General features: G+C 44.2%; 15 protein-coding genes. 6 read left to right on the top strand and 9 right to left on the bottom strand.

All coding sequences use genetic code 11. The annotated features are described in order from the left end of the window. Positions 1-167: 167 nt before the first annotated feature. On the bottom strand, positions 168-3512 hold the full coding sequence (locus AAFP11_RS05860; protein ID WP_341736173.1) for an EAL domain-containing protein: 3345 nt from the start codon (positions 3510-3512) through the stop codon (positions 168-170). 526 nt (positions 3513-4038) lie between these two features. On the opposite strand from AAFP11_RS05860, the gene AAFP11_RS05855 reads away from it, so the two are divergent. Both AAFP11_RS05855 and AAFP11_RS05850 read left to right on the top strand, forming a co-directional pair. Further along, the gene (locus AAFP11_RS05855; protein ID WP_341736172.1) at positions 4039-4611 is read left to right on the top strand and encodes a hypothetical protein; all 573 of its coding nucleotides are present in this window, start codon (positions 4039-4041) and stop codon (positions 4609-4611) included. Positions 4612-4726: 115 nt separating this feature from the next. Continuing rightward, positions 4727-5761, top strand: coding sequence for a M28 family peptidase (locus AAFP11_RS05850; RefSeq protein ID WP_341736171.1), 1035 nt, complete (start codon positions 4727-4729; stop codon positions 5759-5761). A 48-nt stretch (positions 5762-5809) separates the two neighbouring features. On the opposite strand, the gene AAFP11_RS05845 is transcribed toward AAFP11_RS05850, so the two are convergent. The 4 genes from AAFP11_RS05845 to AAFP11_RS05830 form a co-directional block, all read right to left on the bottom strand. After that, positions 5810-6325: a DUF4112 domain-containing protein gene (locus tag AAFP11_RS05845; RefSeq protein WP_341730901.1), complete on the bottom strand. Its 516-nt coding sequence runs from the start codon at positions 6323-6325 to the stop codon at positions 5810-5812. Positions 6326-6592: 267 nt separating this feature from the next. Further along, on the bottom strand, positions 6593-8497 hold the full coding sequence (gene dnaK / locus AAFP11_RS05840) for a molecular chaperone DnaK (RefSeq protein ID WP_341736170.1): 1905 nt from the start codon (positions 8495-8497) through the stop codon (positions 6593-6595). Positions 8498-8994: 497 nt separating this feature from the next. Beyond that, complete coding sequence (locus AAFP11_RS05835; protein ID WP_341736169.1) at positions 8995-9174, bottom strand: type II toxin-antitoxin system PemK/MazF family toxin; 180 nt, start codon at positions 9172-9174, stop codon at positions 8995-8997. A 367-nt stretch (positions 9175-9541) separates the two neighbouring features. Continuing rightward, the gene (locus tag AAFP11_RS05830; protein WP_194068057.1) at positions 9542-9784 is read right to left on the bottom strand and encodes a DUF4926 domain-containing protein; all 243 of its coding nucleotides are present in this window, start codon (positions 9782-9784) and stop codon (positions 9542-9544) included. Positions 9785-9867: 83 nt separating this feature from the next. On the opposite strand from AAFP11_RS05830, the gene AAFP11_RS05825 reads away from it, so the two are divergent. The 4 genes from AAFP11_RS05825 (at position 9868) to AAFP11_RS05810 (ending at position 11084) form a co-directional block, all read left to right on the top strand. After that, positions 9868-10146, top strand: a complete 279-nt coding sequence (locus AAFP11_RS05825; protein ID WP_293176988.1) for a hypothetical protein — start codon at positions 9868-9870, stop codon at positions 10144-10146. A gap of 2 nt (positions 10147-10148) precedes the next feature. After that, entirely contained in the window at positions 10149-10355 is a 207-nt protein-coding gene (locus AAFP11_RS05820) for a hypothetical protein (RefSeq protein ID WP_236507057.1), read from the top strand. Positions 10356-10438: 83 nt separating this feature from the next. Further along, positions 10439-10669 carry a hypothetical protein gene (locus AAFP11_RS05815; protein WP_341736168.1) on the top strand — a complete coding sequence of 77 codons (231 nt, stop codon included), beginning with the start codon at positions 10439-10441 and terminating at the stop codon, positions 10667-10669. Continuing rightward, positions 10662-11084, top strand: a complete 423-nt coding sequence (locus tag AAFP11_RS05810; RefSeq protein WP_293274773.1) for a retroviral-like aspartic protease — start codon at positions 10662-10664, stop codon at positions 11082-11084. Before AAFP11_RS05815 ends, AAFP11_RS05810 begins: the two co-directional genes overlap by 8 nt. 107 nt (positions 11085-11191) lie before the next feature. Here the strand turns inward: AAFP11_RS05810 and AAFP11_RS05805 are convergent, their stop codons facing one another. The 4 genes from AAFP11_RS05805 to AAFP11_RS05790 all read right to left on the bottom strand — a co-directional run bounded on the left by AAFP11_RS05805 (position 11192) and on the right by AAFP11_RS05790 (position 16215). Further along, positions 11192-13663: a VWD domain-containing protein gene (locus tag AAFP11_RS05805; RefSeq protein ID WP_341736167.1), complete on the bottom strand. Its 2472-nt coding sequence runs from the start codon at positions 13661-13663 to the stop codon at positions 11192-11194. A gap of 76 nt (positions 13664-13739) precedes the next feature. Further along, complete coding sequence (locus AAFP11_RS05800; RefSeq protein WP_341736166.1) at positions 13740-14639, bottom strand: serine protease; 900 nt, start codon at positions 14637-14639, stop codon at positions 13740-13742. A gap of 156 nt (positions 14640-14795) precedes the next feature. After that, complete coding sequence (locus tag AAFP11_RS05795; protein WP_341736165.1) at positions 14796-15602, bottom strand: serine protease; 807 nt, start codon at positions 15600-15602, stop codon at positions 14796-14798. Position 15603: 1 nt separating this feature from the next. Continuing rightward, positions 15604-16215 carry a COP23 domain-containing protein gene (locus AAFP11_RS05790; RefSeq protein WP_341736164.1) on the bottom strand — a complete coding sequence of 204 codons (612 nt, stop codon included), beginning with the start codon at positions 16213-16215 and terminating at the stop codon, positions 15604-15606. Positions 16216-16523 lie beyond the last annotated feature (308 nt).

Below are 16523 nucleotides of genomic sequence, written 5' to 3'. Positions count from 1 at the left end.
CGTCTCCAAAAAAGGCTGTCAAAGGGAGGTAGGATGCCTAACCCCTACTCCCCACAGGAAATATGGTCGATGTCTAATAGAAAGACAAGACAAGTAATTGCTGCACAATCGGTTCTACCAAAGATGCAGAGGCTCTCACTTAGCCCGAACGCCCTCACCCCTCCTTCTCAAGCAATTTTTGCCTTTTTCAACAGAGAATCGATCAAAATTTTAGTAGCATCATTGGCTGATAGGGGAGGGCTAAAGTAGTAGCCTTGAATTTCTTGACAATGGAGCGATCGCAAACATTCCAACTGCTGTTTCGTTTCCACCCCTTCTGCCACCACATTCAAATTCAAGTCTCGCCCCAGAGTGGCTACAGCATTGGCGATCGCCCTTTCCGACAGGTCATTGGTCAGCCCGCTGACAAAAGATTTGTCTATTTTCAATATATTAAGTGGAAATTTTTTGAGATAAGTTAAAGAACAATAACCCGTTCCGAAATCATCCAGCGCAATCTGCACTCCCATATTCTGCAACTGCGTCAGCACTTTTTTCGTATACTCCATATCTTGCATCGCGGTACTTTCGGTTATTTCCAACTCTAAATACTTCGGTTCTAGACCAGTTTTTTCCAAGCAATCCGACACCATTTTTAATAAATTGAATTGCTGGAATTGCCTCGCCGAGAAGTTAACTGCTATCCGTAAATCTGGCTGTAAAGCATCCTGCCAAGCTTTGTTTTGTTTGCAAGCAGTTTCCAGAACCCATTCCCCAATCGATACAATTAGCCCATTCTCTTCCGCGATCGGAATAAACGTATTGGGATAAATCAAACCTAATTCTGGATGATACCAGCGCAGCAACGCTTCCATGCCCTGTATCTTCCAAGTAGTAATATTCACTCTTGGCTGATAGTAAAGCTCAAATTCTCCTTGTTCAGGAGCATCATGCAGCTTACTTTCTAAAATCAGCAACTGACTGCCTTGAGGATTAATTGTTGAGTTATAAAACTGATAGTTATTTCTTCCCCTTTCTTTCGCCCGGTACAAAGCAGCATCTGCATTTTTCACTAAAGTTTCCGCATCCTCTCCATCATCGGGATAGAGAGCAATCCCGATGCTGCTAGTGATGTGCAGTGACTGTTCTTCCAGTTTAAATACAGGCTTTAAACTCTCTTGTATTCTTTGAGCAGTTCTGACTGCATCTTCCGGCGAATTGATGTCTGGTAGTAGCACTGTAAATTCGTCCCCACCCCAGCGGGCCACCGTATCCGTTCCTCGCAAAGTGTCGTTGATGCGGGCGGCAAAAATTTCCAACAGTCGATCGCCCGCTGCGTGACCTAGGGTATCATTAATCTTCTTGAACCTGTCTAAGTCTAAAAACATCACAGCTAATATTTTTTTGCTATTTTTAAGCTGTTTTAATGACGTAGAAAGTCGCTGGTTAAAAAGTATACGGTTAGGCAAGCCAGTAAGTTGATCGTAAACAGCTTGATAGCGAATAATTTCTTCAGCTTGTTTGCGCTCAGTGATATCCATCATAGTGCCGATTGCCCGCACCGCTTTGCCACTTTCATTACGGATAATATAGCCCCGGTCTAGCACAAAAACATATCTGCCATCCGCACAGCGAAAGCTATATTCTTCTAACCAATATTGAGCCTCCCCTGCTAGGGTATTATTGAAATTATTTATCACTTTTTCCCGTTCTTCGGGATGAATCTTATCTGACCAAAATCCCAAATTGATAGTCTGATTATTATAAATTTTATAACCAAATAATTTATCAAATTCTTCGCTCCACCATAATTCTTCATTCACCAAATCTAAGTCCCAAACAGCATCATTTGTCGCTCGCGTCAGCAGGTTAAACCGTTCTTCACTTTTACGCAATGCTTCTTCAGCGCGCAGCCGTTCCGTGACATCCCGAAAACTAAAGACTCTGCCACTAATTTTTCCTCCCGTGCGCTGTGGTAGAGAGTAGCGCTCAAAAATTCTACCATCTTTTAATTCGATGATATCGTAACTTTCTAACTCCGGTAGCTCGGACAATTCTTGAGAGCGTTTGAGAAAAGTTTCTGGATACTTTAATTGATTAATTCCAAACCCTAAAATTTGATTATTAGAGCGGGAATCGAGCAGGAAATCCGGCACTTGCCACATTTGGGCAAACTTGCTATTAAAGGTGAGAATTTTTCCTTGGCTGTCAACGGCAAGAATGCCATCAGCAGTGGATTCAATGGTGGCTTGCAGTAAGGAAAGAGACCTTTCTAGTTCTAAATCTGATAATTTGCGATCGCTAATATCAAAAGCAGTGACTAATATAGAACCTTTTCGCTCAAACTTAATCAGATCTAATGTTGCTTCTATCCAACGTTCCTCTCCGCTTTTTGAAATAAGTAAAATTTCATGTTTTAAATTACCTTTTTTGCGATGTTCGCTAACTTTTCCCCACTTTTTAACTACGGAACGAAACTCAGGATGAATTAAATCATACAAATCCATTGATAACAATTCTTCGCGACTATATCCCGTAATAGCTTCCGTTTGAGAATTGACATAGCGCAATTGTCTGCCTTGATAGATAAATGCAGCAGCATTCACAGTTTCTACCAGTTGTCGAAACTTTTTTTCACTGCGACGCAAATCTCTTTCTACCCGCTTGTTTTCCGTAATATCTTGGGCTACATATAATTTGCCACTTACCTCGCCTTTTCCATCGCGAATAGTGGAAATAGATAGGAGTACAATTATCTTTCTGCCATGTTTCGACACATAAACTTTCTCGACGTTGCGGACAGAATCTCCCGCTGTTAAATTTTCAGTGTCTCGCCCAGCCAGCGGTAATTCTGTTTTCTTAAAAATGGTGGCTATGGGTTTCCCGATTAACTCTTTTTTCGAGTATCCTAAGAGTTGGCAGGTAGCATAATTTAACGATAAAATATTCCCGGTGGGCGTAGTGGCAACGATTGATACACTAATATCTTCAAAAATATCCAGAGCGTATTCGGCAGTTTGTTGCAAATCTTGAGTCATTTTCGCAATAGTATGCCCTATATTCGGCTCGTTGTTTCTCGCTTCTGAATTGAGATTTTTGGCTGAGTTACTATTAATATTTTTCCCATTTAAATTAAATTTTACGATCGCCTTTAATAACATACTCGCCATATTAGTTCTCATCAATAAAGAAACTAATACTGACATAAAAGCCAGATAATAAGCTATCTGATTTAAACTATAATTATCTGTTGGATTTTTATTGGTATCCGTATCTATAAAAAAATCTGTAGAGGAATTCCTCACCTTAATGCCATCGGATTTGTTAACTAAATCGACTTTGCCAGCAGGAGTAGCTCCCCAATCCCCTGGCGAATCGTCATAATTCTGAGGCAATACCTGACTGCTGTTTACAGAAAAATTACCGTATTGGTTGGCGGCGTTTCCTGGCAATAATTTCAAATTAATAGAGCCGATTAGACAGAAAATAGCACCAGTTAAATATCCTAAAAGTAATTGACCAGTAATTTTCATTTGCTCCCGTTCCTGATTTTAAATAAATCATTATCACCTTATCAAAAGGTGGAAAAATTGACTAGAGTTTTAAGTATACAAATCAAAATATCACAGCTTAATTTAACTTTATTTTTGCCAGTAAAATTATATAGCATTCGTAAAGTTTTTTACCCCACCCCAACCCTCCCCTTATTAAGGGGAGGGAGTAAGAAATTCACAAATGATTTAGGATTGCTATAGCATTCGTAAAGTTTTTTACCCCACCCCAACCCTCCCCTTATTAAGGGGAGGGAGTAAGAAATTCACGGCGCGTGATGCGAGGATTGCTATATAAATATTCAAATCATCCTCCCAATCCACTACAATCTTAATATTATTTTGCAATATGTCATTGGCCATTGTGCCAAAAATTATGCGACATTATGCCTAGACAGCACCCGCGATCGCCCTCAACTAAAAAAATTCTAACAGAGAACTCTCGGAGACCTGTCAGAAAAATCAACAATTAGCTTAAAATCTATGCAAAGGTCCACTAATTGAAACAATGAGTCAGACACTGCCAGAACTCCAAACAGAAGTCCGCACCATGCAAGCCGAAATTGCCACCCTGCAAGAGTCGCGGGAAAAACTTTACAAACAGCGCTCGTCCTGCCGCGTCACAGTCAGCTTTCCCAAAAACAATACCCCGGAAGCTATTGCCGAGTTCCACCGACAAAATGCTGCTTTTGGCGAACAATGGTTGCAGCAACTCGAAGAGATTGACCGAGAAATCAGAACTCTGGAAAAGCAATTGCAACAAAAACAGGTTTTATTTGAATATAAACAAGCTGAAATGGACAAAATGCTAGCCCAACAGCACTGGCAAGATATAGAAAATAAAGTTCAAACTGGGGAAAAGCACTTGGAAGCACAAGCCAGGCGGATTAATCAGATAGCAGCCCAGCTAGAAGCGGAAATACGCACTTTCAAAGCGCTGTCTGATGAGTTGACTCCCACTTATGCTGAGTGGTTTCAACAACCAAATCAAGTTGTGGAATTTTCGGCAAACACTATCCCTCAAGCAGTTGCAAAAAACAATGGGTTTGTAGTAGAAAGTAAAGATATAAACTGGGAATAACCATCAATATTTTTGATTAAGGTTCTGGGGAGAGTTAACGGGCATAATTTCTCACTCCCCCATCAGTCATGTACCTAGGTTTTCGTTCCTGACAGCATCAAAATTTTACCTGTTAATGAAACAATTAATTTGGATACTTGTATTTATATTTGCGATTGGAGCTGCCAGTTTGGGTTCCTATTCGTGGCAGCATTTGTCACCAGTAGCCGAAGTTGGGAGGGGAGGCAATATTACCATTTCCCAAAACCCCTCTGCTTCGCCACTTCCTGCTACCAAAAAAGCAGTGGATTTTCCCCAAATTGACCAGTCTCGTTTGTGGAAACACCTGGAAAATTTAGCCGGAGAACGGGATCGAGAGAGCGATCGATCTTTCACCAGAAATTACATTTCTGAACAATTGAAAATAGTAGGATTTTCCCCCCAATTGCAACCCTTCGAGAGAGGAACTAACATCTTCGCCGAAAGAAAAGGTACAGACTCAACAGCCGGTGCAATTCTCGTCGCCGCCCACTACGATACTGTACTCAAATCACCCGGTGCTGATGATAATGCTACCGGAGTTGCAGTAGCTTTAGAAGTAGCACGACTGCTAGCAGCCCGTCCCACACGTCGGACACTACAAGTGGCATTTTTTGATCGAGAAGAAATCGGACTTTTAGGTAGTTTAGCATTTACCAGTAGTCCCGCGCGGTTAAAAAATTTGCAGGGAGTTGTAGTCTTGGATATGGTGGGTTATGCTTGCCATACTGCCGGATGTCAGCGATATCCCGAAGGGTTGACACCGGAAGCTTTTCTGGATGCAGCGGGGGTGACTTCTCGCAACGTGGGTGAGTTTCTCGCAGTGATTGGTGATGCGGAACATCCGCAGTTATTGGGTAGTTTTGCGGAGTCGAGAAAAGCAGGTTTACCACCGATAGTGACGCTACCAGTTCCTCTGAAAGGGGTACTGACCCCCGATGTTTTGCGCAGCGATCATGCGCCTTTTTGGTATCAGGGAGTTGGTGCTGTTTTGGTGACAGATACGGCTAATTTGCGATCGCCCCATTATCACCAATCTAGCGATACCCTAGCCACGATCGATCGACCTTTTTTCGCCGGTTCTGCTCAAATCGTTGTCAACGCTACTGCTAAATTATTAGAACTGCTGTAAATAGCGTAGTGCTGCTGCTTGCACTAGGTGTATTTTGTCTATCCATTCTCAACCCCCTGTAAATGCTCGAAAAACCCACCCAAAAAACAGCACGCTCAAGAAAATTACACCAGCAACAATTAACGCCAAACCCAACAGTAAAGCCGCCACAAATAACCAATCAGCTTTTTTCCCAGCAGGTTCAGGGGAACCTAAATGAGCATCCAGCAATTCTATATTTTTGACATTAGCCTTCCAAGCAACATCCAACAAATCTCCAGCCACGGGTACAGTCCCAGCAACTGTATCAAACACGATGTTAGCGGCCATTTGTACTAAAGTCTCTTGTGGCACTCCCATTTGGGCAGATTTAAACACAACATAACCTGCAAAAATGGAACTGATTAAATCACCGCCACCCGGTATCAGTCCCAATATCGGATCGAGTCCAATCCGGTATTTGGTGCCGGGGATGGGAATTGCATTGTCTAGTAAATTGCTGATGCGACGGAGACGGCGCAAGGATGCAACATGGGATTTGTTGGTAGTGTTTGGGGATGAATTTTGTATAGGAGAACGAGACATTTAGATTACTCCTGACTTTATTTTTTTGTTCGCGGAGGAGGACGAAAATTTTTGTAGAAGCGATTGCGATCGCCTAATCATATAAAACCCTCTCTTCATCGTGCTGTATTAAACTCTCTCTTCTCTTCCTTCGCGTCCTTAGCGCCTTCGCGGTTAAATCATTCCGATACAACCGGAATTGGTATCATTTTTCATAACACTGAGAAACCCGGTTTCTATTCAAAACCGGGTTTCCTAATTCTAGCTGATGGCTGTTAGTTTAGCCTGCTATTTGTTGCCTTCAGTGAAGTCGGCATCAATTACATCGTCACCGCCGCCTGTGGGGCCGCCGTCTCCAGGGCCACCAGGGCCACCAGGGCCACCAGGGCCACCTGCTTGCTGGTACAGGTTGCTGCTAACAGCGTAGAATGCTTGTTGCAACTCGGTTGTGAGGGTTTTGATGCGATCGTCATCTTCGGTTGCGATCGCCTCGCGCAAGTCCTTAAGCAGCCCTTCAATCTTAGTTTTGTCAGATGGGGGAACTTTATCACCCAATTCTGCCAACTGCTTCTCGATTTGATAGGCTTGAGAATCAGCTTGGTTTTTGCGATCGATCCGTTCGCGACGTTCTTTGTCAGCAGCCGCATTGGATTCGGCTTCCTTCACCATGCGCTCAACTTCATTGTTGGGCAAAGTGGAAGCACCAGTGATGCTAATAGATTGCTCCTTACCAGTACCTTTATCTTTAGCAGCTACATTCAAAATACCGTTAGCATCGATATCAAATGTAACTTCAATTTGAGGGACGCCACGGGGAGCTGGGGGTACTCCATCTAAGCGGAATGTTCCCAAATCTTTGTTGTCGTTTGCCATTTCCCGTTCGCCTTGTAAAACGTGAATTTCCACGTTTGTTTGGCCGTCTACAGCAGTCGAGAAAGTTTCTGACTTCTTAGTAGGAATAGTGGTGTTGCGGGGAATGATTTTGGTCATCACGCCGCCCAAGGTTTCGACACCGAGGGACAGGGGAGTAACATCGAGCAACAGGATGTCTTTGACTTCGCCTGCCAGTACGCCTGCTTGAATGGCGGCACCAACTGCTACCACTTCATCCGGGTTTACCGTTTGGTTGGGGTCTTTGCCGAGGATTTTTTTGACCAGTTCTTGCACGGCTGGAATGCGTGTAGAACCGCCGACTAAGACAACTTCATTAATTGCAGATTTGTCTAGTTTGGCGTCACGAATTGCGTTTTCTACGGGGATGCGAGAGCGATCGATTAAATCCGAGCAGAGTTCTTCAAACTTGGCGCGGGTCAAGGTGGTGTCCAAGTGTTTTGGCCCGTCTTGAGTCGCGGTAATAAATGGCAAGTTGATTTCTGCTTGGGTAACGCTAGACAGTTCAATCTTGGCTTTTTCTGCTGCTTCTGTCAGGCGTTGCAGTGCTTGTTTGTCTTTGCGGAGGTCAATGCCTTCGGCTCTTTGGAATTCTCCGGCGATGAAATCCACAATTTTTTTGTCGAAGTCGTCACCACCAAGGTGAGTGTCTCCAGAAGTTGCCAATACTTCAAATACACCGTCGCCGACTTCCAGAATCGATACGTCGAAGGTACCGCCACCTAAGTCAAATACGAGGATGGTTTCGTTGCTCTTTTTATCTAACCCGTAGGCTAAAGCTGCTGCTGTAGGTTCGTTGATAATCCGCAGCACTTCAATCCCGGCAATTTTGCCAGCGTCTTTAGTAGCTTGGCGCTGGGAGTCGTTGAAGTAAGCGGGAACGGTAATTACTGCTTGGGTGACAGTTTCGCCTAGATATTTGCTGGCGTCTTCTACCAGTTTGCGCAGAACTTGGGCAGAAATTTCTTCTGGCGCAAATTGCTTGCCGCGGGCGGGACAGTCGAGTTTGAGGCTGTTTCCGACTTTGAGGACTTTATAGGAAACTTCTGTGGTTTCGTGGGTTACTTCGTCAACGCGGCGGCCGATGAACCGTTTTACTGAGTAAAAGGTGTTTTCGGCGTTCATCACGGCTTGACGCTTGGCGATTTGTCCGACAAGTTGATCGCCATTTTTGGTGAATGCTACGACGGAAGGTGTGGTGCGACCCCCTTCAGCGTTGGCAATGACGGTGGGTTTGCCGCCTTCCATAACTGCGACGCAGGAGTTTGTCGTACCTAGGTCAATTCCAACTACTTTTCCCATAGGGGTGTTCCGGCTCCAATCTCTACAAAATTTTGGTTTTCTATCTGTGTGATAGTCTGGTTATTCAGGACTGCGATTTCACCTGGGTAGGTGTACGGATAGTGAGTCCTGCTTTAATACAGTCTTCGATAGGGTGATTATCTCTATACTGCGGGCGGTTAGACCTTGGGATGAAGGCGTGTTTACCGAACCTGTGAGGGACGGTTGCATTCATCGGCTTTGCAGCGCTACAGTTGTTGACTGCTTTTCTTTACTCTTCCTAATGTACGGGGTTTGAGCGATCGGGGTATTGTGGCAAACCGTATAATTTTTGTTGTATTTGCCGTCTTTGTTGTATAAATTTTGTGTGGTTGGTAGGGGCGATCGCTTTTTTGGCTGTTCTGCCTGTGTGTGCTATAAACTTAGCGGCTGTTCATCTTTTACTTAGCGCATCGCAAAGAAGAGGAGTTAGAAAAGGGCGATCGCCCGTACCAACCAAAAAAGCGATCGCCTATTTTTCACGAAAGAGCGATCGCTCTTTTTTGCCGCAGATATATCACCCTTAATCCAAGTATAAATGCAATATTTGCAGCACGGTTATTAGCATCATTGCTGACTATTAATATGGGACGGCGTTTATCCATCTCGGAACCCACCGCAGGGCTGAGGTTTGCATAGTAAATTTCAACAGGTTTCATCTGTCAGTCCATCTGCAACTGTCACGTCCGAATCCGGGTCATTTTCTAGAGATGCTTCTCGGTAGGCCGACTCTAGTTCCAAACGCCTCAATAACTTCAGTGCTACTTAGACATCTCCTAAAAAGCTTGTCAAGAACAGGCATCCTGCCTGTTCCACAATAATACCAATTTAAAAAAAGAATGCAACATTAGTCTTGTCCCTCCCCTTTATAAGGGGGGGTTAGGGAGGGTCAAAGATTATTGCACGATTTTAGAGAAATAGTATAATTATGGGAGATGTCTCTTCTATTACTTGGGAGTCAGATTCGCATCCCTTGGCAATTTGGTAACAAACCCGGTTTCGGACCGCCCGTGCGTCCAGGACTGTTCATGCAGCCTCGGTCAAAGTCCTGACACGCAAAACTTCATTAGACATCAACGGTTCAATTTGCGACTCAGCTAAGGTAATTACAGCTATAGTTTCACCTAAAGCATTAAAAACTTCGAGACTGTAGCCATCCTCATCGGGGTGGGGATGATGCTCAACAATAGTGGCAATATCTCCTCGACAGAGTTTGTACTTGGGTACATCGGTTCGTAATGCTACTCTTTTAAACAAAGGAAATTTCATTTTCATAGCTCCTTATACATCACATTGCCAATTTTTATGCTATATTAGATTGGGGTTAATCTGTTTAAAAAAAGAATTAATGTATGAATTTGCGCTTTTATATAGATCCTGAAACTGATTTACCTCATATCTATGAGCATGGAGTCAATGAGGTAGAAGTTGAGGATATACTGAGAAAGCCAGGTGAGGATCGTTTGGGGCGTGAAGGTACGCGGGTAGCTATTGGTCAAACTATAGATGGCCGTTATCTTAAGATAGTTTACGTTCCTGAACCTGAGTCATATAGCGCTTTTGTTATAACAGCGTATGAGTTAACAGGTAAACCTTTGAGTGCTTATAAACGCCGACAACGTGGTAGGTAAATATGGCAACACAAAATAAATTTCCCTTGGATTGGGATGAACAGCGAGTACGCCAAACGATCGAACATTACGATCGACAGTCAGAAGATGAAGCAGTAGCAGAAGATGAAGCAGCGTTTGACAATAAAGATCAAGCGTTTGTCCAAATTCCTTTTGAGTTATTACCGTTAGTTAGAGAGTTAATCGCTAAACATTATGCCAGTGTTTAAGACCAGATAAATAAAGGCGATCGCCCTTTTTTACCACAGATAAACGCGCATAGAATAAGGGCGATCGCACCTCACAAAAGAAAATGGAAATTTTAATTATGCCAATTGCACAACTATTTCCTCTGCTTAGTAATTTATCTCGTGTGGATAAATTAAGAGTAATAGAATTTTTGGTCTCTGAGTTAGCAAAAGAAGAAGGTTTGGCTAACTTAGAGTCGAAAGATAATTATTTTGAGATGTTGCATAATTCCGATGAAGGAGCACGTCAATTAGCACAGTTTTTAGAGGAACAAAAGCAACTGCAAAATGCTTAATGGTGAAAAATACTCTTTTGCCTCTAAATTCGATCGCTTTGGCGAGGTATCTTATGCGCCTTATTTACCGATAATATTAAGCTATCGAAACCAGTCAATTGAAATGATGGGGTTGCTGGATACTGGGGCAAGCATGAATGTTTTGCCTTATGAAATTGGTTTACAATTAGGGGCTGTTTGGGACGAACAAACCTTTGTTATTTCTTTATCTGGAAATCTGGCAAATATCGAGGCTAGGGCTTTGTTGTTGTCAGGGACAGTCAGCAGGTTTGCACCAGTTAACTTGGCTTTTGCTTGGACTAGACAAAGAAATATGCCGCTCATTTTAGGAAGGTTAAATTTTTTGGCAGAGTTTGATGTTTGTTTTTATGTATCTGAACTAGGATTTGAAATTGCACCTAAGCAATCTCACTAATAGGTGGTTATAAGGGGTCGCCCTTCCACACAAAAGAGCGATCGCCTCATAATATCTTTAGGGGCGATCGCTCTTTTTTGAAAGGGGATGAAAAGAGCGATCGCGAATTAGAAGGGTAAAGGAATCGGAATCGGAACGCGATTACGAATTTCTTGTTCAACTCGTTGCTTAACTTCGTTTTTAAGGATGTTAGCAGCGACACTGGCAAGGCTGACATCGCCACTGGCTGCCACATCAAATAAACATCCTTCTAGGCGTTCGCTCGGTACTTCAGCTTTACGACAAGTTTCTTCCGCAAGTTGTACGGCTTGGGGGGCAAGCATCCGCAATATCTTGAAACCATTAGGAAAGGATTTATTAGTGAAGCTATCAGTATTTTTGCCAGGGGGGTAATCAAACAGTGATTCTGTTTGGGAAATCCGCCAACTATCGCCGAATTGCCGATGAATGGAGTCTAAAAAAGCTTCGGTCAGTGGGTCGAGTGGAATAGGAATCCAGCGGCTAACATCAAAGTTACTTAATACTGATCGGGCAATGTTCATCGCTTCTTTATTTTCTGCAATGACGCGACCATCACGAGTCATAAAGTCGTCTGAGAGGTTGCCGTTGAAGTTGCCGAGTAAACCTTCGAGTTGACCCCGATCGCCTTCGGTTACGCCCGGTGTCACTTCAACAAGCTTGTTAAAAATCTTCACACTTACTTGCTCACCACTGGGCCACTGCACGAGGTAGCTGCCACTGCCCGTGCGAGCAACAAAGCCACCACCGGATAGGTTTTGTTTTTCCCCTGAAATGGTTTTGCCGTTAACGCGCAAGGGATCTTGAGTGTTGTTATCAGGGAAATCTTGGGAATAGATGGCGACGCGATCGTTGCCGACTCGCATAGCGGCGGCGATATTTATTCCCAGCGATGAGCTCGATCCATAGGGAGCTTCGCGAACTTGTACCTCGAAGTGTTTGTCTTTTGATCGGGTCAGGACAAACTCACCGATTGCGTGGTGATCGTATTTTTGACCGTCAAAGGTTGTGAGATGTGGCTCGCCCCACGATGAGGCATTGCCAATGACTTTACCTTCTATCGTGCCCAGTGCTTCACGAGCCGCAGCAGAAGCAGTATCCTCAGAACGATTTCTAGCGGCTTGTTCCCCAAGTCCAGAATAGTCTCCATTTCTTTCCCTGGAATAAGTTGATGCAGCAGATAATGCCGCAGTTTGAGCCGCGTCATCTACGGGATTTCCCATCTCTGATGCGTTGGCATTTCCTGATCCCAAAGCAGCAATTCCGCCAACACCAACGGCCACACCAGCAATAGTATTTTTTTGTGTCCCCACATTATTCAGGATCGATTGCATTGAATCTCCTATTTTCTTGACACCTCCCTGTAATAAATCTATCTGTTGAGGTGCCTGATCCTGACCTAATTGAATTGCTTGCTCCTCTCTAGATGTACCCGTATTCGAGTTATTGTTGCGTCTTTGATTACCGTTCCCTCCTGAGCCATTGTTCCCTCCTCGATTACCGTTTTGTGATGGATTATTGTTTGGATTATTTGGCCCTTTTCCACCGAATCCAGACTTGGGAGTATCTGGATTTTCCCGAGTAAAATAATCAACCTCATTTCCTGTTTGCAACATTGCTTCAGCTTGATTAGCTGTTGAATTTGCTCTTTCTGCACCGGATGCAAAATTATCAAAATTTGGGTTGGCACCCCATTTCGCTTTATAATTAGGTATACCACCAGCAAGCAGAAAAACTTCTTGTTTCTTCCCGATCTCTAGCTTACTCTTATTAATGTTACTAGCAAGCAGAAAAACTTCTTCTTTATTGCTAGTTTTTCTCTGTCTATTATTTCTTACAGGATACTTTGATTGACTTAATTTTGAAAGAAAAAAGTAAATCACCTGAGAATTTTGTTTTTCAACCTTGTCTGCACTACCCAAAAAAAGAGTGAAATCTTTGTTCGGAAAAAGCTTAATCTTCATATCGTCATCTGCAAAATCTACCTCAAGCATTTGCTCAAAAGGAACCCTACTGTTGTTGAGTACCGGATATTGAATTTCAGATCTACAATTAGAAGAACATTTGTCAATCCTCAAAGCTCCCTCAACCACTGAAAACCTCATAAACTTCCCAACCACCAAACCTGAAAAATCTGGTTGATAACTTCCAGCATATAGCCATATACCTTCTAAGTTAGGTACTTGTGTGGTGACGGTTGTCTGTCCCGTTGGGTTATCAAAATCAGGACGCAATGGCTGATTCGGCCCCGGATCTTGAGGAAACGGCGGCGCCTGCGGATTACTCCCAGGCCGCACACTCGGTGCATCATCAAACTCCCCCGGAGCTCGCTGCACCAACCAATCCGCAATATTCCTTTCCACAGCAGGCGGAGTCGCCGCCACCACGCGATCGGACGAATTAACTAAATTCACCGTGCAAATAGTAGAATTAAAACTAAAAACCGTACAAAGTGCAGCCGATAAAGCCCGATTTATAAACGTACCCGGAGCCAGCAAAGCACTCATTAAAAAAGCGAAAAAACTGACAATACCCAGAGCAAAAATACGAATACGACGCATAATTTACCTCAATTCAATGATTAAATAATGTTCCAATTAACCCTGTAGGGGCGGGCGATGCCCTGCCCCTACAACTCTAAAATGGCAAAAGTCTCCGAATTCCCCTCTGAATCACATCCTTAACTATCTCTTTACCAAAATCTGCAAACCAACCCTGCGCCTCCCCTGGTTTTACCTCTTCCGCATCCGCATTTTCCGCAGGTTTCTCATCCACCTTCAAAGCAGATTTCTCCATCCCCACCTGCGACATCATCCCCACAAAAGTATTAATCGGAATCGCTGAATTAAACCCCGTTTTTACTTCTTCTTGCCTTCCCCCAGCCTCATTTTGCACTCGACCAACTGTATCTCCCTGTCCGTGAATTCCAATCACTCGGCCGCTAACATCAAAAACAGGCCCGCCACTCATTCCTCGCCGCGTCACTGCGTCGTAACGCATCGTATATCCTTGATCGTTACTCGATCGCACATTAGTAACTTGCCCATTCGTAAACTGATATTCCCGTTCTTGACTACCCACACCCGCAGGCAAAGGATACCCCGAAATATAAACCCCTGAACCGATTTCGGCTTCATCGGAATTACTAATCGGTGCAACTGAATATTCCTCGTCACTCTCAAACATCACAATTGCTAAATCCGGCCCGATGTCATTATTCTGAAAACCTTTCACTTCCGTCACTTTATGCTCTTTCTTCTTAGAAGTAACAATCACGTACTCGGAATTAGGATTGATCACCACATGATTCGCCGTCAACACCGTGTAAATCTTGCCTTTCTTAGCAATAATTACCCCAGAACCGCCTTTGTCAGTAGCTAGAGTATTATTAATTTGTACTGTAGTAGGAACGGCAATTTTAGCTACTTCTCTAGCCGTTTTTGCCATTGCGGGCTGACCGATCGCAATTGTTGCTACCGCTACCGTTCCGGCTAGAATGCCGGGAATGTAATTAGACCGATTAAAACCTAAATTCATAAACTAACTCCGTTGATAATCTGAAACTAAATATCTTGCACTTTCTCGCCGATCCGACAGGGATTGAAATCCCTGTCTCAAAGCATAAGTCCACTTAAGTGGACTAACCGTAAAATTCAGTCCTCTTTAGAGGACTTTAGCTATTAGCCAGGGATTTTAATCCCTGGCGGATAGTGGGTAATTCGACGATCGACTGTAAGACGAAATAAATCGCAAATAGGTACTAATCGGAATTCCCCAACTAGAATTAACCATTTGCTCTAACATTCTCCCTGACGGTTCTGTTCCATCTTCAAAGGCATAAACTCCAAAATCTGGGTCGCGATTTTTTACCCGCCCATTAATGCCAATTAATAACCCCTGACTGTTAAAAATTGGCCCGCCACTCATCCCGACAGCAATATCATTTGTGTAACCCAAACGATAGCCTTGAGCGAGGGATTTTGGCGGCAGCACTGATACAACGCCTTGAGTAAACCGAAATGCTCGAATTCCTTGGTCGAAAGTAGTAGTTGAACTACCTCCCCGATACATCGGAAATCCTGCGGCAAATACGGGTTCTCCTACTGTTAATAAATCAGTGCTAATTCTGGTTACTTGATACTGAATGGAACTGCGAAATTGGACGATCGCCAGATCCGCATTTCCCAACTGCAACGGCGCTCTCAAAAGCCGATACCTCTGGCCATCCGGCGCAATAATCGTCTGCTGCTGGCTGAACGCCACAACGTGCCAACTCGTCAGCACCGTATAAACTTGCCCCTGTCGCCGAACGATCGCCCCTGAACCAGAAGCATTCGGTGTTAAAATTCGCACCGTCATCAACCTCGCCAAACGCTCAATATTGGCAGTTTGACTGTCAGCAACCCCATAATTCGCCATCACAGGTTGAGCGGCGATTCTTATTGGAAAAAGACTCGCCGCGATCGCACAAATTGCCACCATGCGTAGCAACTTGCTCACCTTAAAGCTCCCGCATTCCACCGCCAGTAGGCTGTTGAGGTGCAGGCTGATTATTGACCGGTGCAGGCTGATTGTTAGCCGGCGCAGGAGGTGCTACGGAGTTGCCGCCTTCTTCCCCTAACCGTGGGCGCGCGTCAATGTAGGGCATCGCATCGCTTTCAGACAGGGAAGGTACACCCGCTTGTCCCTCCCGCAACCCCATGAATTGATACAATGTGCGAACCGAGTCTTGACCTGGTTTGAGTGTATAAATCAAGCCGTCGCAGCGCCCGTTGACTTGACTAGCGGTGCAAATGACTCGCTGTCCGTTCATGTAGCCAACTGTCACATACTTTAGCTGTTTGTTTTGGCGGAAACTTTCCAAGCGCCCGCTGACTTCCCGACATCGTGTCATGGGATCGTAGCCAGAGTCGCGGAAGTAGTCGGAAACCCAGTTAATCCAAACCTCCCGTGCCCCTTGGCGATTTTGGTATACCGTCGCGGGCGAACCGGAGGAGGCATCGCACATAAAGCCTGATGCTGATTGACTTTGGCTGGGTTTAGCGTTCAAAGCTAGGCTGCCGATCGCGATCGCGCCCATTACCACGCCAGTCATTGATTGCCATCGGATCATTGTTAGCTCTCTTAAAAAACTAATTGTTTGCCAAAAACATAAAGCCGGAAAAAAGACGATCGCAATTCATGCAATCTTCACCACTTCCCCAGCCCCGCGAACCTCACATCCGTCCCGAACTAGGTTTTGTGTTTATTAAAATTGATTCAAACTTTAAAGCTGCCAGCCCTCACAGCCGTACAGCACAGATTCACTTTTGCTTTATTGACCTTGACAATATAATTTACACTATTCTCATGTACTTGTCAACATCCTACAGGGATAAATAATATCATGTCCGGTCGATCGTCAGTTCCAAACAACCTGTT

The organism is Microcoleus sp. CAWBG640 (genome assembly GCF_020883015.1).
Taxonomy (GTDB): domain Bacteria; phylum Cyanobacteriota; class Cyanobacteriia; order Cyanobacteriales; family Microcoleaceae; genus Microcoleus; species Microcoleus anatoxicus.
The sequence above is the reverse complement of the archived record's forward strand: the minus strand, read 5'-3'. Positions and strand labels throughout refer to the sequence as shown.